Genomic DNA, 18,434 nt, shown 5'->3' with positions numbered 1-18,434 from the left:
AACCACCACTTTCAGTGAATTGGCGTTGTACGGGGCGAGGTTGCACCTCTTCGCACGAACTGACAATTCATCTTTCAAGTCGAGGTTGCTCGGAATCGCTGCGCATCCTCGGGCGGGGGCTAGCCCCCACAATCTTTGCGTTGCTGGGGCAACTTCTTAACGCTGGGGCGTACGAAAAAATTGCGGCTCCCCCAACTTTGTCGCTGAACGCGCCTCAGTTTAAAGACAAAAAAGCCGCTCAAATTAGATAATAAATGCTCACATTGTAAGTAGGCACTGCGCTGCAAAAATCTCGACTTTTGAAGTCAACGCAGCAAATGTTGAGTTAATTGTGAGTATTGCTTGTTGAACACTTAGAGTCTCGAGGATCAATAATTGCGATGAATCGTAATTTTTTAAAGCAACAATGAAAAAATTTCGCACAAAAGGTGCATATATAAAGATAGAACACTGGGTAACTGCTGTTCCGTCAGGTCTCTCGAAAAATCGAGAGCTACGTAAATAAAAGTCTGGCTTTGTTAACGTAGCGAGAGAGATGCCTCTAAGCAGATGTAGAGGTACTGATTGCAAAACCATTCTTTGCTAGTTTCGTTCTGCAATTGCATATTGACGTCTTTTGGATTTTTACAAAAGAGAAAAGAGCACTTCGTAAGAAGTGCTCTTTTTATAGCAAAACTTTACTTCATTTCAATACAGTCAGCTGACTCTTATTAAAAAACAGTTGCTTATGAAAGCTCAATCATTAATGTATTTATTCAATAAATATTGTGTGCAGAATTTAAATGAATGAGTCAAAAGCAATGAAGTGTTTACTCGCTGTTTTGAGTGTAGTTACAGCAGTATGTATGCCGATGTTATTGTACTACGCGAGCATAGATTTACTTGAGTTTGGATGTGTTTTCGCACTTATCAATATCGGAGTATTTTGGAAAATTTATTTGGGGGCAAAAAGATATTTTGATCAGCAAGAACTCGGCTTTGGGGAGTCTTCAGGTAACAGGTTGCTGAGCTATGCGCTTTTTGAGTTCTACTAGCAATTTAAAAGTAGCGACTATCTAAGTGTTCTGACAAAAGTTTATGTCCTCTCGGCCAAGGAAGGCCGAAATCCCCGTTTGTAGCGTCTATTTAATATGGATTTAGACAAAAAAGGAAAATCTGATGAGAGCATCATGAATTGAACAAAGCAATAATTGTAGGGCCTGATATCATATTATGGATAGGCTTGGCGGCATTTTTGTCCTCAACAGCTATAAGAATCTACCTCCTGAGGGACCCAAAAAGAATGCATAGCTAATGCAGTTTAACGCCCGAGAGGGCGTTTTTTATTACGCTAAGGCAAGTATTCCAATGAAAATGAAGATCTCTCAAAAAGAAAAAATTAACGTTTAAAACACCCCATAAAACTAAGTCGTCGCAGTCAGCCAGATAACCCTTAATTCGTTCTCTACTTTAGTATATAGTTTGGGCAGTAGACTTGTTAAACAGGGAACGTTGTATGGTGTTCACAAGTAATTTTGAATTTTTAAAAACGCATGGAGCTTGGTTTTATAATCTCGCAGCAAGTGCTGAACGCAACTTCTCCTCTGATCCCAATACAACACTAATTAAAATGCGCCAACTAGGCGAGGCGATTGCTCAGAATATTGCAGCAAGAGTCGGTGTTGAGTATGGCAATGACGTCAAGCAAGTAGATTTACTTCGCGATATAGATTATTCACTTAGATTAGATGACAACGTTAGAGAAGCCTTTCATACCTTAAGAAAGTTAGGTAACAAAGCAACCCACGAATTTGATAGTAGCAGTCACCGCGACGCCCTTAAGTCGATGATGGTAGGCCATGCGCTATCAATGTGGTTTCACAGTACATTCGGGGGAGATAAAGCCAAAGGCTTTAAAGTTTCCAAGTTTGTAAAACCTGAAGATCCCTCCGCCTACGTTAGAGAAATAGAAGAGCAATTAGAACAACTCAAGATCGAATCTCAACGCACATCAGACCGCATAAAGGTTGCTGAAAAGCTTAGCCAAATTGAGCATGAAAAAGCCGAAGCTGAGCGCCTTCGTGCAGAGCGAATGGCTGAAGAGCGTGAGATATGGGAACAATTAGCGCATGAGCAAGAAGAAGCGCTTGCCAACTACCGAGCTGAAGTTGAGTGTGAGAATAAAGACAACTTTGACCATTTCAAAGCTCAACCAAAAGAGCAGCAGGCCGCTGAGCTTCAGCGCATCGAAAAATCTCACTTTGAAATGGATGAAGCGGAGACCCGTGTCATCATCGACCAGCAACTTATTGATGCAGGTTGGGAAGCTGATACAGAGAATTTACGCTATTCCAAAGGCGCTCGCCCAGAACCCAATAAAAACCGTGCTATTGCAGAGTGGCCCACAGATTCTGGGCCAGCGGATTACGCACTCTTTATCGGCACAACGCTAGTGGCTGTTGTCGAAGCAAAGAAGAATGCCAAGAATGTATATGGCGCTATCGACCAAGCCAAACGTTATGCAAAAGGTATTTCATTGTTAGCTGACGATGTTGAGGTAACAGAATACGGCGAATTCAAAGTACCGCTTACGTTCGCAACCAATGGTCGCGCGTATTTAAAACAACTGGAACAAGAAAGCGGGATATGGTTTTTAGACGTTCGTGATACCACCAATCGTCGCAAAGCGTTGAAAGGCTGGTACTCCCCTCAAGAAATCAAGACGTATTTGCGCCAAACACCCCAAAAAGCCAATGCACAATTAGATGAGATGGGTTTTGAGTACGAACTTCAGCTACGTGACTATCAGAAAAAAGCCATTCTCAGCGTTGAGCAAGCCATTAAAGATGAAAAAGAGCGTGCGCTTGTAGCAATGGCAACCGGAACAGGCAAAACAAAAACCTGTATCGCGCTCGTGTACCGTCTTCTAAAAGCCGAACGTTTTCGCCGAATCCTGTTTCTGGTAGATCGCAGTGCTCTTGGCGTTCAGGCCACTGTCGATTTTGGTGAAGTGCGTATGGAAAACCTCAATACGTTTGCAGATACCTTTGACGTGCTAGGAATGGAGCCAGAAAAAAATCCAAAACCAACGCCTGATGACGACACAAAAGTACACGTGGCTACGGTGCAAGGTTTGGTTAAGCGTATTATGTACCCGTCAGAAGATGCGACTAAGCCAGGAGTAGGGCAGTATGACTGCATCGTAGTGGATGAGTGTCACCGAGGTTACTTGTTAGACCGAGAGCTAAGTGAAACCGAGGTAAAGTTTAGGGATCAGCAAGATTATGTTTCGAAATATCGCGCCGTAATAGACTACTTCGATGCATTTAAAATTGGGCTAACAGCCACTCCCGCGATACATACCACCGATATCTTTGGCGACCCAGTATTCTCTTACAGCTATACCGAAGCAGTAATTGATGGCTACCTCGTTGACCATCTACCCCCTGTAAGAATTCATACCAAACTCAACACCGATGGTATTCATTACAATGTGAATGAAGAAGTACAGGTTTATGACCCACAAACTAATCAACTTGAACTTATTCACACACCCGATGAACTCGATTTTGATGTTGCACAGTTCAACAGAAAAGTAATAGCGCCAGAGTTTACCAAGGCGATAGCGAAGTGGCTGATAGAAAGTGACTCAATTGACCCATTCTCTCAAGAGAAAACACTCATCTTTTGTGTAACTGACAAGCATGCTGATGAGATGGTAGAGGCGCTGAAAGACGCGTGTGAACATTATCATGGAGCCGTTGACGATGACGCTATCATGAAAATAACGGGTGCATCTGATAAGCCGCTCCAGCTTATCAGGCGTTATAAGAATGACCGCCTCCCCAATATCGTAGTGACGGTAGATCTGCTGACCACTGGCGTGGACGTGCCCTCCATTTGCAACCTAGTATTCATGCGTCGCGTGAACAGTCGTATCCTTTACGAACAGATGTTAGGCCGTGCCACGCGTCGCTGTGACGACATTGCCAAAGAGCGGTTTCGTATTTACGATGCTGTAGACATTTACAAGCAGCTCGAAAAAGTGAACACCATGAAACCTGTGGTCACGAACGTAGACATTACCTTTAGCAAACTAGAAAGCGAGATTAAAGAGGGTAAAGACAGCAAACTTCAGGAACTCGCGAAAGACCAGTTTTTGAGTAAGCTTCAAAGTAAGAAGCGCTACCTTACTGACACCCAGCAAAGCGAATTCGAACGCATTGTTGGAAAGCCGCCTCAGGAGTTTGCTCAAGAGTTAAAAGCAAAGCCAGTGCAGGAAGTAGCAGACTGGTTTTTAAATAACCCAGGCTTAGGCGAGCTGCTCGATATGAAAGTAAAAGGCACGGGTGGGTTTAATCGAATCGTGGTATCTGAGCATGAAGACGAGGTACTTGATACCTCAACAGGTTATGGCAGCGGCCAGAAGCCAGAAGACTACCTAACCGCCTTTAACGACTTCGTGAATGCTAACAGTAATAGAATGGTTGCAATTCAAACAGTCATTCAACGTCCGTGGGAATTAACACGTGAAAGCTTGAAACAATTAGCATTAGAACTTGAAAAAAACGAGTTTAGAGAAGAAGATCTTAAGGCGGCATGGAAAGAAGTGCGAAATGAAGATATTGCCGCACGCATCATTGGTTACATTCGCCAAGCCGCAATAGGTGAAGCCCTTATCCCATACGAACAACGAGTAGATAGAGCATTAGATAGAATACTTGCAAGCCAGCCATGGAAAACACCGCAGCGGGATTGGTTAAACACCATCGCTAAGCAAATGAAAGCCAATGTCATCGTTGATGAAGCCAACTTGAATGAAGGTATTTTCAAGCAACGGCTAGGCGGCATTAATCGCGCCAACAAACTCTTCGATCAGCCTATCACCGAAATTCTCGCCCAGTTTAATCGAGCATTGTGGGTAAACGATGATGATGGCGGCTACACAGATGATAAAGCAACAGCCTAATTTCAGGCTGTGCAACGAACAAAATAAGAGACAGTAGTATGAGTACACAAGATTTAATCAGCAAGTTATGGAACCTTTGTCACGTCTTGCGCGATGACGGCGTAACTTACCACGAGTACCTGAACGAACTTACTTACCTAATCTTCCTGAAAATGGTTGAAGAAACAGGGCAGGATAATCTTATTCCTGAGAATTATCGCTGGAGCGATATTGAAAACTTCAATGCAGCAACACGTTTAGAAGAATACAAAAAGCTACTAATACACCTTGGTTCACATGGCTCGTTAATTACGAAAGCGATTTTTGCTGATGCAGCAACATGTATTCGTAAACCAGCAACGCTCAATAAGTTGGTAACTGAAATCGACAAGCTAGACTGGTACTCAGCCAAAGTAGAAGGCTTGGGCGACATGTACGAGGGCCTGTTAGAAATTAACGCAAGCGAGAAGAAATCTGGTGCAGGTCAATACTTCACGCCAAGGGTACTTATCGATGCCATGGTGGAGCTAATGCGCCCAACGCTTGATGACGTGGTAGTAGATCCAACAGCTGGCACAGGCGGGTTTATCATCGCTGCGCATAAATATTTAGAGGAACACAACGACATCTCAAGCCTTTCGGAAACTGCATACGACAAGTACCAGCATAAAACCTTCTTCGGCATGGAGTTAGTGCCAGATACACGCCGCTTGGCAATGATGAACCTAATGCTGCACGATTTAGCGATTGACGATGACAACGCAGGTGTACTTTATGGCGATACGTTATCGAACGAAGGTAAAGCGCTACCTAAAGCCTCGCTTATTCTAGCCAATCCGCCTTTTGGCACGAAGCAGGGCGGGGGCGTACCAACCCGTGACGACTTAGTACATTACACCAGTAATAAGCAGTTGGCCTTTCTTCATGCCATGTACCAAACCATGCTTAAGCCTGGTGGGCGAGTAGCAGTAGTGCTACCTGATAACGTATTGTTCGAAGGCTCTACGGGTCGCAAGATTCGCAACGATTTAATGGAAAAATGTAACCTGCATACCATCCTTCGTTTGCCGACAGGGATTTTTTACGCCGCTGGTGTAAAAACAAATGTGCTGTTTTTTGACAAGCCAAAAGATGTGAATCAAGACACAGGCAACACCAAAAATGTGTGGGTTTACGATATGCGAGCAAACATGCCGCAGTTCGGCAAACGTACCGTGTTAACCAAAGCCCACTTCGATGAGTTTTATGAAGCAGTAGGCAGCGACCTTACCGAGGTTGATGAAGCGCAACGACAAGCCTTTATCGACAATCATCAAAACGGCAGTGAAGTGGGTGATGTAGATACCTGTCGTCTACGCAAATTTACTCGTGAAGAAATTGCAGCAAAAGAAGACTCTCTAGATTTGGCATGGATTCGCGACGATAGCGTTGAAGATGCATCTAAACTGCCCGAACCAGATGTGTTAATTAACGAGGCGATTGAAGAGTTGGCGGGTGCGATTACCGATTTACAGTCCATTTTGGTTGAGTTGGATGTGGCTGAGGCTTCGGAAGAGGTCGTGATATGAGCCTTTTGAAAGTTAATTGGACTAAAACAACTTTAGGGGAAGTTGCAAAATGGTCGTCTGGAGGCACTCCAAAAAGAACAAATAATGACTATTACTGTGGAAGCATACCTTGGGTTAAGACGGGCGACCTCGGTGATAGGATTTTAAACCAATCTAGTGAATTTATTACCGAAGAAGGATTGAAAAATTCAAGTGCAAAACTTTTCCCCAAAGGTTCGCTAGGACTAGCTATGTATGGCGCTACAATAGGTAAAGTTTCTATTTTTGGTATAGAGGCGGCATGTAATCAAGCCTGTGCTGTAGCTGTACCAGACTATGAAAAGATTCATACAGACTTTCTTTATTACCTTCTGAAAAATGAAAAAGAAGCATTTATTAAAAAAGGTAAGGGTGGAGCACAACCTAATATTTCTCAGACTATTATAAAAGCTCACGAGATCACGATTCCCTCTATTGAAGAACAAAAACGCATCGCAGACAAACTCGATAGCGTGCTAGCGAAAGTCGAAGCCGCCCAGGCCCGCCTCGATAAAATCCCCGCCATCTTAAAACGCTTCCGCCAGTCTGTGCTTGCTGCTGCTACATCGGGGGAGTTGACGAAGGAATGGAGGGATCACAGAGATTTAGATTCTGGCGAGTCTCTAGCTAATTTGCGACTTCAAGTGAAAGTTAAGAAAAACTCAAACGAACTTGATGAATCAAAACTTCGAGAACTCCCTAAAGGCTGGAGTTGGGCACAAGTTAAGGAAGTTGGGAGTGTTCAGCTAGGAAGGCAAAGGTCACCGAAATATCACTCAGGTGAAAATATGAGACCATATCTAAGAGTTATGAATGTTAAAGAAGGTTTTATAGATACTACAGATATAATGGAAATGGTGTTTGATGAATCTGATTTTCAAAAATATCGACTATTTCCTGGTGACATATTGCTCAATGAAGGGCAGAGCTACGAGTTGGTAGGCAGGCCTGCCATATATAATGGCGAAGTTGAAGGTGCTTGTTTTACTAATACTTTGGTGAGATTTCGCCCCTTTTTCCCATTGAAGCCGCGTTTCAGTTTCTATGTATTTATGACTTATATGAAAAATGGCAGGTTTCAACAAATAGCGTCACGTACAGTTAATATTTCCCATCTCGGAGCTGGAAGGTTTTCAGAGCTTGAATTTCCCTTCCCTCCTGTAGAAGAGCAAGAAGAGATTGAACGTAAAGTTGAGGGACTCTTTTCAAAAGCTAATATGGTAGAAAAGAACTACGAATCGGCTAAATCTAGGTTAGATAGTCTCTCTCAAGCAATTCTTTCAAAAGCCTTTAAAGGCGAGTTACTAACAAGCCCTGTAGAGTCAGAAATCAAAGAAATTGAAAGCTCTGTTGAGGCAATTCATGCGTGAGCTTGGAATTTGTAAACAGACAGGCAGAGTTTATGAAGGAAGTTCGGGTTCAGGCATACCTGTTGAAGGTCGTTCAAACTTGTTCCCTATGGCCTTTCACGAGACAAGTATAGATGCGCCAGCTCACAGGGAAGACGGTTTTCCGCCTCTACTTTTTCGAGAAGACAGCTTTGACCCTATTACTAAAATTCGGCGCGGCCGAGTGGTAAAGCTGTCCACCGAAACACAGCCGAAGGTTTGGCGAGTACACGACCCTTCTAGAAAAGATTTAAAGTTAGTTAGTTGGGGAGGCGGCGCTGCGCAAGAAACTGAACTAATTACCTACCAGCGTTCGCCATTGAATGAGCTAAGAGGGCTTTCAAAGTTTCCAAATGTGACAATTGGAGAGGCACCACATCATAGTATCTGGAGCCTTCTCTCAATTGAAAAACAATACGATGGAGCGCTATTGCTAACGCTTAAAGCAGTCAGGAGCTTAGGCGTTGTACCGGATATAGATTTAAATAAATACTCTGCGCCTGCGAGAAAAGAGTTAAAGCGTGCTCTGGAGCAAGTTGAAGTCAGCGCCAATAAACTATCTCCAAAAGATACTGTAGACAGGTGCCGAGATGCTCTAAGTATTGCGTTTGGTGATTTAGCAGATGATTTAAAAATTGACCTAGGCCCAGGGATTAAGAAATACATTGAACGCAATAAAGCAAAAGATCCAAAACGTGATGGTCAGGATTTAATTTCTAAAAATGCTGATATCGTCCGTTTGCTGCACTCACGATGTAAACCAAATGAAAGCCATAAACACAGTACCAGACCGATAGACGAAGAAGACGCGAATCTTGCTCTCAATTGTCTATGGTTTGTTTTGACTGAACTGGATGCTCGGTAATGACAGATGAAAAACAACCCGTCCAGCATGAGTTGCCGCTTTTTGAGATTGATGAAGAAAACCTCAAGAAGCTAAAAAGTCACAACCCCCAATCGTTAGATGAAAGTGACTTTTCCAAATATATCGTGTACGTGGATGAAAGTGGTGATCACAGCCTCCAGAGTATTGATGAAAACTATCCCATCTTCGTTCTAGCATTTTGTGTATTTCACAAACGCCACTACAGTGAAGTAATTGTTCCAGCTCTAGAGAAATTTAAGTTCAACCACTTCGGCCATGACCAAGTGGTGCTTCACGAAAACGAAATAAGGCGACGAAAGGGCGCGTTCAACATATTTAAAGGCAAAGAGCATCATCAGCACTTTTTGAACGAGCTGACTGAAATAATCGAGGTCGGTAATTTTATCTTGATAAGCGCGACCATTGATAAACGAGAGCTGCGCTCGAACCCCGACGATAATGCTTATCACATAGCATTGGGTATATGTATGGAAGCACTTCATGGTTTTCTTGCGGAGAAAGGCCAGAGCGAAAAGAAAACACACATAGTTGTTGAATGCAGAGGTGATAAAGAGGATCGAGATTTAGAGCTGGAGTTTCGTCGTATCTGCGATGGCAACAATAAACAAAATCTACAACTTCCCTATGAAATAATCTTCTCTGACAAAAAAGTTATGTCTTCAGGATTACAACTAGCAGACCTAGTTGCGCGACCTATAGGGCTTCATACACTTCGCCCTGAACAAAACAACAGAGCTTTCGACATTCTTCGAGAAAAGTTTTACTGCGAAGGAGGAAGGGACAGCTTAGGAACTGCTTTTAAAGGCGTTGGGATGAGAATTTATCCTAGCCCAAAAAGCGAAAAACCCCGATGAATCCACCGAGGTTTTGACGCCGACCGAGAATGCTCAATCCACTTGGCATATAGTATGGTATTTGTAACCATTTTAGTCAATGGCAATGGTTCTGAAAAACGAACTTTTATATTTTCCTACAATAGAACTCGTCGAGTTCAGCGAACATTTTTATTAGGTGCATTGAGAACTTTGTAATTAAACCCTCCAATAGTTCCTGCCTCGTTTTCTACTAGTTTTGACGGGATATGCAATCTTAAAACAGTACCGCTTTCAATCACAGTTTCCCAATTTTTATAACTACCACCGCTAGTCGCGCGTCCTTTAATTAAAGCCACATCTGATTCTATTGTTGCACCATAATCTCTCGATTTTGCAGCTGCAAGTGGATAGCCCAAGAAAGATACCGGTGACTTGAGGCAGCCTATCTCTCTCGTTGCAGTCAACTCGACCCCAACAAGTTCTGAGTTGTATAAATAATCTAGTTCATCAACCTCTTCTTCAACTAATCCGCTAAAAAGCCAACATTTTGAAAACGCATCCCACTTGCCGCCAAGCTCCTTGCATCGGGCGACAAGTTCTGAATTATATTTATAATGAGTTAATGTACGAATTCCGGCTTCTTTTTGCTCATCAACAGAGCATTGCAGCTTGAAAATCAAATCAACGCCAAATTTTGATTTTATGCTGATATCCGAAACTACAAGCTCTTGCGTTCCCAGCTCCAGTTTTTCACTATTTGAGTCGATGAGTATCCTGCATTTATGGCCGCTTTTTGTCTGAGCAGCAAAATATTTTCGGTTACGTTTTATAATATTAAATGTTTGCATAATTCGTTCTACTTTTCTTATAGCAGGCCTGCGTGGGAGCGGTTTATCTGCGATATTAAGTTTATGTTTGTGATGATTTTTTGAGCATGTAAGTTTGTGTAAATTCGAGTTATCGTCGAGTGGTCACGATGGCCTGTAAAGCAGGCGACAATCGGCACGGGAAGCCCTAATTCAAGCATTCGTGAAATAGCTTCTGTCCTAAGGTCATGTAACGATAATCCTGATATTCCGGCTTGAGACGCTGCGCGGGTGAATACACTTTGGAGTGTTCGTGGTTTAATTTGATAAATTGTTTGCTCTTCTGAGTAGATTTCTGGTCGCAATGCAAGTAGCAATGACTTCGTTTCTGGAAGCATTGGCAGTGTTTTTACTTTTCCTCGAAAGTTGCATTTTTGTTTTAGGATAATCACATCAAACCTAGAAGCTGTAAAATCAATATCACCCCACTTTATAGAAAGAAGTTCTGAGCATCTTAAGCCAGTGTTAATTAGTAATTTGAATAGCAAGGTGTATTCTCTTTGCAAATGTTCAGATTTTCTAACCTTTTTAAGACCTTGGAGCAACTGCTCCCACTCTCCATTTTCAAGTCGCCGATTTTTTTGGTTGGACTGAGATATAAACCCATTTTTGTTCAATAGAATGCAGGCTTTATCAAAAACTGATTTGTCGAATTTTAATTTAAGGATAGCGACGCTATCACTGACTACACGCTTCAGTGACGCAATGTCGATTCTCAAAGTGCTAGGCGAAGGTTTACCTGGCGAAATGCTTCGTTGCTGAAGATATTTTTTCAAACTCATGTAGTCGATTTTTCTGACAGGTGAGCGTGCAATATCGTATTTCAACATGTGTTTAAGCGCACCAATAGTCGTTGAAGACGGTGCTAAAGGAAGATCTTTGACATGCTTAAGCCAAAACTCTATAAAATCTCGTAAAGCAGAATTGAGCGATATTTCAGCTTTTCTTTTGCGAAATGATAGTTTTTGGCGCGCAGGACCTTTTGATTGAATAGGCCCATGCTTTTCGATCATTTCGGCTCGCCATTCCTCTGCTTGTTCTTGCGAGTCAAATCGGGGGGCACGATCTATATTTGCTTTAGCATTTCTATAACGACAAAAATATTTGCCACTTTTGAATTTGATCACAGGTCGAGTGTTGTCTTGAAGCAAAGAATTAAAGTTCACTAACGTCTCCTTTTGACACGCTTGTTTTCGTCGAAATACACATCGTAAAGTTCCTCATTTATCTTAAAAAGAAACTTATGCTGTATGAAAAATCATTAAATAACAATGGGATAATGGTGCGTTTGGGGCGTGAAACAATGTTGGTTTGTTTCACGGGTTTGCTGTATTTTTGAGCAGTTAATTTGTATCTTTTTAAGCTGTTTTTTTTAAAACCGAAGATTTACATCACTTTATTGCGTTGGTTGTACCAAGTGATATTGGCAATTAAAGTTACATTAACTGCCAATCTACTTGTTTTTACTCACTTTTTTGTTCGTAAATTGAACTAGAATTATTAAGCATAAACAAATTGCTTTTAGTTATTATGGCGGGTGTAGAATCCATGTATCTTTAAATAATTCAATTGCTTAAGCGCTTGCCACTATTTTACGCTTCAAAAAGTGCTGAGGTCTGATATTCACATAAACTCGCCACAAAACGTTCAAGTCGCGGTGCCCCGTCACTCGAGCTGTTTCTTCAACCGAATAACCCATTTCAATCAGTCGACTTGCTCCTTCACGGCGCAGATCGTGATAGCGAAGATCGGGAATATTTAGCTTTTTTCGGGTTCGCCGAAAGCCAGATGTAATAGAGCGCGAATTGAATGGAAATATACGCTTGTCTGTCTCTGGCTGTCTCAAAATAATATCTAGCGCATCGCCTAGAAGTGGTAAAACGGCATGATTTCCAATACTCCCGTTAGGGCTTTTTCTATCCCTTACAACAATCGTTTTTTGCTTTATATCTAAATCTCGCCATCTAAGTTTGCAGACTTCGCTTATTCGGCAACAAGTGAGTATCGATATTAGAAAAATATCGTGATATGGAATTAAACAGCAGTGATGTTGCTGCTTTTCTTTTAACGCATCTAATAGTATTTCAAACTCGTTTCCTTCTAATCTGCGCTCTCTTTCGTTACTGCGCGAAATCAACTTTAAGTCGTGTAAGGCGGGGTATGCATCAATGATAGGTCGGTCGTCTACGTTTATACCGAACATGCTTTTACCGACACGAAAAACTTTTCTAATGCAGCTTATGTCAACTGAGAGAGTAGAGGGCGATGGAGATGTATTCGCTTTCTTGCGTTCAAGACAATAACTCACGATATCATTTGCGTTGACCTTAGAAATTAACATTTTAGCAAAAGAAGTTTTCCTGACGATATTCAGGGTGTAGAGAGTGGTTCGGCCAACAGGTCTATTGCTTTTCTGCTTCGCGTCTAGGTATTTTTGAATAAGTTCACCCACTGTACAATCAACTAAGCCCATTTCAATATCAATGAGTTGTCGTTCAACTTTATGAACCATGCTTTTGGCCCATTTACTTGCCGAAGATTTACTGTGAAAGGTTTTTGATGTTGAAAAAGTTACTATTCCAGACTCTTTATTTCTTACCCTCGCACAGTAAACAGTTTGATTTTTCCTAACTCTCTTTGAAATGCTATAATGCGCCATCAAATATTTCCTTAATAAAAAGCAGTTCCCCCGAAGAAGCTTTTCAGTTCCCCCGAAAGAGTGAAAATAAGGAATTAAAGGGATAAATACCGCACTTGGCATTTACTCAAAAATTTAAATAATATCTATACAAAACAAAGGCTTAAATTGAATACTACTGTTCAAACTCTTGACCGCAGGTTCTCTGTCGCTCCAATGCTGGATTGGACAGATCGCCATTGCCGCTATTTTTTACGTTTAATATCAAAGCATACGCTGCTGTATACCGAAATGGTTACCACAGGCGCCATTATTTATGGCAAAGGCGATTACTTAGGCTTTAATACAGAAGAGCATCCCGTTGCTGTTCAGTTAGGCGGTAGCGATCCTACTGATATGGCAAGATGCGCCGTGCTATCGCAAGAGCGAGGCTATGACGAAGTTAACATAAATGTCGGTTGCCCAAGCGACAGAGTAAAAAACGGTAGCTTCGGCGCATGTTTAATGGCCCAGCCAGAAGTTGTGGCAAACTGCGTTAAAGCGATGCAGGCAGAAGTAGATATCCCTGTTACCGTTAAGTGTCGTATTGGTATTGATGACATGGATGAAGACGAGGATTTTTCACGGTTTATCAATATTGTGGCAGATGCAGGGTGCGACACTTTTATCGTGCATGCGCGTAAAGCATGGCTTCAGGGCCTAAGCCCAAAAGAGAACCGAGAAATACCACCGCTTAACTATCCACGAGTGCACCGATTAAAAGAAACAAGACCAGAGCTTTCAATTAGCATTAACGGTGGCATTAAAACCCTTGAAGACACCCAAGCACAACTTGCTTTAGTTGATGGTGTAATGATGGGACGTGAAGTGTACTCCAACCCTTATATTATGGCGTCAGTTGATAAAGATATTTTTGGCGACACTTCAGTAACACCAGCATCCAGAAGATGGCTAGTAGAACAAATGCAGGCATACATTGAGCGCCAAGAAGATCCTTACTTTAAGCCGTGGCATGCTGCGCGTCACATGCTCGGTTTATTTCAAGGCCAAGCGGGTGGTAGAATTTGGCGTCGTTACCTAAGCCAAAATGGTACAGGTAAGAGCCCAGATCCAAACCTGTTAATGAATGCTTTGGATGCGGTTGAAAAGGCACAACGAGAAGTTGAACAGTACAATGGTCAAAAAGACTAATACTTTAGTATTTTTGACTAAAGTTTAATATTTGTACAAAAGGCGTTTAGCAATAACTCGCTTGTGTGAATATTGTATTTTCGAATAAATTCAGTGCGTTACAATTAATTTATGATCTTGGCACACCTCTAGCAATCCCTTAAGTATCGCAACGACAGCGTGTTGTTGCACTGACTACTTTCGAGGGAAACTATGAAAACTTCACTAATTGCAGCGACTTTACTTTCAGCAAGCATGATAAGCGGCGCAGCTAACGCGCAAGAGTCAGTGCTTCAGTCTTTTTTAACAAACATGGTAAACACCGCCGTTTCAACAACAGCCAATGAAATTCGAATGGATGTATACCAATCTGTAGCGAATGCTGCTTATCATTTCGAGCTAGATGCCAATGATGCCAAAGGAACTGGAAGCGTAAGTGTTACCGATTTAGCTGCCACAGAAAAATCGAGTGACAGCACTGAAGAAGATGCTGACTAGCACTTACTAGACATTTTAGATATTACTAAAAAGCGCCATAAGGCGCTTTTTTTGTGCGTATTTTCCAGGCATCAAAAATCCAAAGTTAGGTGTTGGTCAAATTCACAAATCAGTGTGGTTAATTTAACCACTATCTTGTTTTTAACACGCTATGCGATTTGGTGTTTTTTCTTTAAATTGTTTAAAAAGTCAATTAAATCAGTGTTTTGTGTTTTTGGCACGTACATTGAATTACCTTTTATGTAATCAACATGGGAAACCCAGCGATACAAACTTGTGTGATACAGGGCTGGTAACCGAACTACATTCTTAACGGAGAAATAATCATGGGTATGTTTTCGCGCATTAACGATATTGTTCAAGCCAACATCAACGCTATGTTAGATAAAGCTGAAGATCCGGAAAAAATCATTCGTCTGATCATTCAAGAAATGGAAGAAACGCTGGTTGAAGTTCGTACCGACGCAGCTCGTTATATTGCACAACAAAAAACGTTGGCACGCCAAATTGATGCAACGTCGAAACACATCAACGGATGGCAGGACAAAGCGCAACTAGCAATGGACAACGACAAAGAGTCACTTGCAAAAGCAGCGCTAATTGAAAAGCAAAAATATGTAGCAAAGCTTACTTCACTAGAAGAACAGCAAGCGCATTTAACAGAAAGTATTGAAAAAATTCAGGCTGATACGGGCCGCTTGAACAGCAAGTTAGCTGAAGCCAAAGCTAAGCAAAAAACATTGGTACAGCGCAAAAATTCGGCACAGACACGCCTTAAAGTAAAGCAGGCTGACCATGAGAGCAAAATTGATGATGCCATGATGCGGTTTGAAAACTACGAGCAGCGTATTGATTACCTAGAAGCGCAAGTAGATGCATACGACCTTACTAAGTCAGACGATGCTACTTCACTTCAAGCACAGTTCGATGCAATGGAAGCTGACGAGATTATTGAAAAAGAGCTTGAAGCGCTTAAGAAGAAAAAGGTCGCCTAAGCGACCTTCACCTTCACTAAGTTCATTCATTACATACGTAAATCGCATACAGCAAAGTACATACATTTGGAGAGACATAAAATGAAAATGCCAACACAAAAACGACTATATAGAGATTTAGATTCAGGTGTTATTTCGGGTGTTTGTGCAGGTGTTGCACGTTACTTTGATATTGATGCGGTTTGGGTAAGAGCAGCGGCAATTGTGAGTTTGTTTATTGCAACACCTATTACGCTTGTTGCTTACATCGCGGCCGTTATCCTTCTACCGAGGATGGTGTAATGAAAAACTTTCTTCTTGCTTTGGTTATTGCCATTGTTTTAGTGAACTGTTTAGGCAGTTTGGTTGATGATTTTTTGGGTATGCACATTGTAATGTCAGACGAACTTCTGAGCCCTTGGGAAAGTATGGCCGTATTGTCTTTAGTGGGGGTAATACTTGCCATCGTAGGCTTCGTTGTAGCGGTGAGTGTTTTAGGTACTATTTTTGTTGGGTTAGGTGTTGGCGTTATCGCACTGTTGGCCGTTGGCTTTAGCGCCTTTTGGCCAATGATTATTATTGCCATTGCGCTTTATGCGCTAAAGAACAGAAACGCAAACCGCTATAATCAGCAAAATGGCACCTTTAACCACCACAATGTATAGCAATCAGTAGTAGTACATAAGTTAATTTAAGTTGTGATAAGGTGTTGTTTGTTGACGGTGGTTTTTATTTCGTCACAAAGGTTTCGCAATTATCATGTACAAAGAAACACTTATAGCTGGCCTTAGGCCAGCTATTTGTTATTTAGAAGGAAGGTTGGTGTAGATATGAGACAATCATTGAATGCAAAATGGATAGCAGTTGTCGCTGTGATAATTATTGTTCTTTTCTGGCTTGTAGGTTGGTTCTGGAGCATGTCGCCAGATACTTTCGATGTAAGAAAACGTTTGGCCGAGAACTCGACTGTTGAAAATCCAACAAGCATTGCTGGGTATACAATCACGACAACAATGATAGACGTGTCTGAAACCCTGCTTGATAAGCCAGGCGGCTATTTATCAAATGATATTACACCTCCCGGCATCTTCCTAGATAACATGCCTGCATGGGAATTCGGTGCCCTAGAAATGGTGCGCGACCTCGCCCTATCTATGCGTAAAGACTTCAGTCGCTCGCAATCGCAATCTATCGAGAATGTGTTTTTAACGAAAGCACACCCTAAATTCAACATGGACCATAAAAGCTGGGCGTTGCCATCTTCAGAGTCCAGCTACTCAGACGGTATCGAACTGTTAAAGCAATACAGAGACGAGCTTGCTAATACCCGTAATTCAGATAGTCAGTTTTACACCCGTGCCGATAATTTGCGCGAATGGCTAAAGCAAGTCGAAAAACGCTTAGGCAGCTATTCACAAAGACTAAGCGCAAGCGTAGGATCTGCTAGAATTAACACTGACTTAGCCGGTGACGCTAAAGCTCGACGTTCTACGCCTATGGCGAGTCAACGTGTAGTGCAAACCAGCTGGTGGAAGCTAGACGATAATTTTTACGAGGCACGTGGTGCAACGTGGGCGCTGCTTCATTTTCTTAAAGCAGTGGAAATTGAGTTTTATGACGTACTTGAAGACAAAAATGCGCTTGTTAGTCTTCAGCAAATCATAAGAGAACTTGAGGCCACTCAGCAAACGGTATATAGCCCAATGATATTAAATGGAAGCGGCTTTGGTATGTTAGCTAATCACTCGTTAGTAATGGCAAACTATATTTCTCGAGCAAATGCCGCTTTAATTGAACTTTCAGAACTGCTCAATCAAGGATAATTAATGAAAAAAGGTCTTCTAGCTGCTGCACTTGGATGCGCATTGATTTCTACTGCATCTCAGGCCGATACTATCGCTGGTGTGTATGTTGGTGCACAAACATGGCAAACCGATACATCGGGTGGCTTTGCTGACAGCAATAATACTACCGACTTTAATTTCGATGACGAAAACAATACGTCTGTATATATTGCTGTTGAGCACCCTGTGCCTTTTCTACCGAATGTAAAAGTGAACCATACAACATTGGAAAACAGCGGTTCTACAGTATTAACCACAAATTTCACGTTTGATGGTGAGTTGTATACAGCGAACACTCGCATTAATGGTGACGTAGAAATTGATTCAACCGACTTCATTTTGTACTACGAGCTTTTTGATAACGACCTAGTAAGCTTTGATTTAGGTATTAACGGCAAATACATCGACGGCTCTTTGTTTGTAATCGATCCAGCTAGCGACACTCAAGGACAAGTTGAGTTCTCTGGCGTTGTGCCAATGGCATACTCTAAGGTGCAGTTAGGTTTACCGTTTACCGGTTTATCAGCTTACTTCGAGGGGAGCTATTTATCGTTCGATGACCATGAGCTGAGCGATTATCAAGCGGCTGTTCAATATTCTTTTATCGAAAGCTTAGCAGTAAATATGACCTTACAAGTGGGTTACAGAAATGTAACGGTAGATATTGAGGACCTAGACGATGTATACGCTGACATGGAATTTGATGGCGTGTTTGCAGGTCTAGAGCTGCATTTCTAAGCTATTTCAAGCATTCGACAAAAGGCGTGACTGTCTGACAGTTCACGCCTTTTTTATTTCAATGACGCTTTTAAGCACTTTCAGTAATAAAAAAGTTTCATTTA

At 41.9% G+C, this 18,434-nt stretch carries 16 protein-coding genes; 13 read left to right on the top strand and 3 right to left on the bottom strand.

Annotated features, from left to right (window positions below):
* Nucleotides 1-782: 782 nt before the first annotated feature.
* From V7R35_RS16770 to V7R35_RS16745, 6 genes are all read left to right on the top strand, one after another.
* Nucleotides 783-1,034: a hypothetical protein gene (locus V7R35_RS16770; protein ID WP_334016013.1), complete on the top strand. Its 252-nt coding sequence runs from the start codon at nucleotides 783-785 to the stop codon at nucleotides 1,032-1,034.
* A gap of 461 nt (nucleotides 1,035-1,495) precedes the next feature.
* Nucleotides 1,496-4,948, top strand: coding sequence for a type I restriction-modification system endonuclease (gene hsdR / locus V7R35_RS16765; RefSeq protein ID WP_334016012.1), 3,453 nt, complete (start codon nucleotides 1,496-1,498; stop codon nucleotides 4,946-4,948).
* A 38-nt stretch (nucleotides 4,949-4,986) separates the two neighbouring features.
* Nucleotides 4,987-6,495: a class I SAM-dependent DNA methyltransferase gene (locus V7R35_RS16760; RefSeq protein ID WP_334016011.1), complete on the top strand. Its 1,509-nt coding sequence runs from the start codon at nucleotides 4,987-4,989 to the stop codon at nucleotides 6,493-6,495.
* Nucleotides 6,492-7,883, top strand: coding sequence for a restriction endonuclease subunit S (locus V7R35_RS16755; RefSeq protein WP_334016010.1), 1,392 nt, complete (start codon nucleotides 6,492-6,494; stop codon nucleotides 7,881-7,883). The genes V7R35_RS16760 and V7R35_RS16755 overlap by 4 nt, the downstream gene beginning before the upstream one ends.
* Nucleotides 7,876-8,766, top strand: a complete 891-nt coding sequence (locus V7R35_RS16750; RefSeq protein ID WP_334016009.1) for a hypothetical protein — start codon at nucleotides 7,876-7,878, stop codon at nucleotides 8,764-8,766. Before V7R35_RS16755 ends, V7R35_RS16750 begins: the two co-directional genes overlap by 8 nt.
* Nucleotides 8,766-9,641, top strand: a complete 876-nt coding sequence (locus tag V7R35_RS16745; RefSeq protein ID WP_334016008.1) for a DUF3800 domain-containing protein — start codon at nucleotides 8,766-8,768, stop codon at nucleotides 9,639-9,641. The genes V7R35_RS16750 and V7R35_RS16745 overlap by 1 nt, the downstream gene beginning before the upstream one ends.
* A gap of 137 nt (nucleotides 9,642-9,778) precedes the next feature.
* Here the strand turns inward: V7R35_RS16745 and V7R35_RS16740 are convergent, their stop codons facing one another.
* From V7R35_RS16740 to V7R35_RS16730, 3 genes are all read right to left on the bottom strand, one after another.
* Nucleotides 9,779-10,450 (bottom strand): hypothetical protein, encoded by a 672-nt coding sequence (locus V7R35_RS16740; protein WP_334016007.1) that lies wholly within the window; start codon nucleotides 10,448-10,450, stop codon nucleotides 9,779-9,781.
* Between the two features lie 17 nt (nucleotides 10,451-10,467).
* Nucleotides 10,468-11,634, bottom strand: a complete 1,167-nt coding sequence (locus V7R35_RS16735) for a tyrosine-type recombinase/integrase (RefSeq protein ID WP_334016005.1) — start codon at nucleotides 11,632-11,634, stop codon at nucleotides 10,468-10,470.
* Nucleotides 11,635-12,041: 407 nt separating this feature from the next.
* The gene (locus tag V7R35_RS16730) at nucleotides 12,042-12,980 is read right to left on the bottom strand and encodes a site-specific integrase (RefSeq protein WP_334016004.1); all 939 of its coding nucleotides are present in this window, start codon (nucleotides 12,978-12,980) and stop codon (nucleotides 12,042-12,044) included.
* 342 nt (nucleotides 12,981-13,322) lie between these two features.
* Here V7R35_RS16730 and dusA point away from each other — a divergent pair, with 342 nt between their 5' ends.
* From dusA to V7R35_RS16695, 7 genes are all read left to right on the top strand, one after another.
* Nucleotides 13,323-14,297, top strand: a complete 975-nt coding sequence (dusA, locus tag V7R35_RS16725; RefSeq protein ID WP_438823487.1) for a tRNA dihydrouridine(20/20a) synthase DusA — start codon at nucleotides 13,323-13,325, stop codon at nucleotides 14,295-14,297.
* A gap of 192 nt (nucleotides 14,298-14,489) precedes the next feature.
* A complete protein-coding gene (locus V7R35_RS16720; RefSeq protein WP_334016002.1) occupies nucleotides 14,490-14,774 on the top strand; it encodes a hypothetical protein in 285 nt (94 codons plus the stop codon).
* A 326-nt stretch (nucleotides 14,775-15,100) separates the two neighbouring features.
* A complete protein-coding gene (pspA, locus tag V7R35_RS16715; RefSeq protein ID WP_334016001.1) occupies nucleotides 15,101-15,769 on the top strand; it encodes a phage shock protein PspA in 669 nt (222 codons plus the stop codon).
* A gap of 81 nt (nucleotides 15,770-15,850) precedes the next feature.
* Nucleotides 15,851-16,051: a PspC domain-containing protein gene (locus V7R35_RS16710; protein WP_334016000.1), complete on the top strand. Its 201-nt coding sequence runs from the start codon at nucleotides 15,851-15,853 to the stop codon at nucleotides 16,049-16,051.
* The gene (locus V7R35_RS16705; protein WP_334015999.1) at nucleotides 16,051-16,413 is read left to right on the top strand and encodes a hypothetical protein; all 363 of its coding nucleotides are present in this window, start codon (nucleotides 16,051-16,053) and stop codon (nucleotides 16,411-16,413) included. The genes V7R35_RS16710 and V7R35_RS16705 overlap by 1 nt, the downstream gene beginning before the upstream one ends.
* 165 nt (nucleotides 16,414-16,578) lie before the next feature.
* A complete protein-coding gene (locus V7R35_RS16700) occupies nucleotides 16,579-17,571 on the top strand; it encodes a DUF2333 family protein (protein ID WP_334015998.1) in 993 nt (330 codons plus the stop codon).
* Between the two features lie 3 nt (nucleotides 17,572-17,574).
* A complete protein-coding gene (locus V7R35_RS16695) occupies nucleotides 17,575-18,330 on the top strand; it encodes a TIGR04219 family outer membrane beta-barrel protein (RefSeq protein WP_334015997.1) in 756 nt (251 codons plus the stop codon).
* Nucleotides 18,331-18,434: the final 104 nt, after the last annotated feature.

Source organism: Alteromonas sp. S167 (genome assembly GCF_036864375.1).
Classification (GTDB): Bacteria; Pseudomonadota; Gammaproteobacteria; order Enterobacterales; family Alteromonadaceae; genus Alteromonas.
The sequence above is the reverse complement of the archived record's forward strand: the minus strand, read 5'-3'. Positions and strand labels throughout refer to the sequence as shown.

What these genes read in the sequence shown, in the direction of transcription:
- V7R35_RS16700 (WP_334015998.1), top strand. Translation starts at nt 16,579, where the DNA reads ATGAGACAATCATTGAATGCAAAATGGATAGCAGTTGTCGCTGTGATA.
- dusA (WP_438823487.1), top strand. Translation starts at nt 13,323, where the DNA reads ATGCTGGATTGGACAGATCGCCATTGCCGCTATTTTTTACGTTTAATA.
- pspA (WP_334016001.1), top strand. Translation starts at nt 15,101, where the DNA reads ATGGGTATGTTTTCGCGCATTAACGATATTGTTCAAGCCAACATCAAC.
- V7R35_RS16745 (WP_334016008.1), top strand. Translation starts at nt 8,766, where the DNA reads ATGACAGATGAAAAACAACCCGTCCAGCATGAGTTGCCGCTTTTTGAG.
- V7R35_RS16755 (WP_334016010.1), top strand. Translation starts at nt 6,492, where the DNA reads ATGAGCCTTTTGAAAGTTAATTGGACTAAAACAACTTTAGGGGAAGTT.
- V7R35_RS16720 (WP_334016002.1), top strand. Translation starts at nt 14,490, where the DNA reads ATGAAAACTTCACTAATTGCAGCGACTTTACTTTCAGCAAGCATGATA.
- V7R35_RS16740 (WP_334016007.1), bottom strand. Translation starts at nt 10,450, where the DNA reads ATGCAAACATTTAATATTATAAAACGTAACCGAAAATATTTTGCTGCT.
- V7R35_RS16770 (WP_334016013.1), top strand. Translation starts at nt 783, where the DNA reads ATGAATGAGTCAAAAGCAATGAAGTGTTTACTCGCTGTTTTGAGTGTA.
- V7R35_RS16695 (WP_334015997.1), top strand. Translation starts at nt 17,575, where the DNA reads ATGAAAAAAGGTCTTCTAGCTGCTGCACTTGGATGCGCATTGATTTCT.
- V7R35_RS16750 (WP_334016009.1), top strand. Translation starts at nt 7,876, where the DNA reads ATGCGTGAGCTTGGAATTTGTAAACAGACAGGCAGAGTTTATGAAGGA.
- hsdR (WP_334016012.1), top strand. Translation starts at nt 1,496, where the DNA reads ATGGTGTTCACAAGTAATTTTGAATTTTTAAAAACGCATGGAGCTTGG.
- V7R35_RS16730 (WP_334016004.1), bottom strand. Translation starts at nt 12,980, where the DNA reads ATGGTTCATAAAGTTGAACGACAACTCATTGATATTGAAATGGGCTTA.
- V7R35_RS16710 (WP_334016000.1), top strand. Translation starts at nt 15,851, where the DNA reads ATGAAAATGCCAACACAAAAACGACTATATAGAGATTTAGATTCAGGT.
- V7R35_RS16705 (WP_334015999.1), top strand. Translation starts at nt 16,051, where the DNA reads ATGAAAAACTTTCTTCTTGCTTTGGTTATTGCCATTGTTTTAGTGAAC.
- V7R35_RS16760 (WP_334016011.1), top strand. Translation starts at nt 4,987, where the DNA reads ATGAGTACACAAGATTTAATCAGCAAGTTATGGAACCTTTGTCACGTC.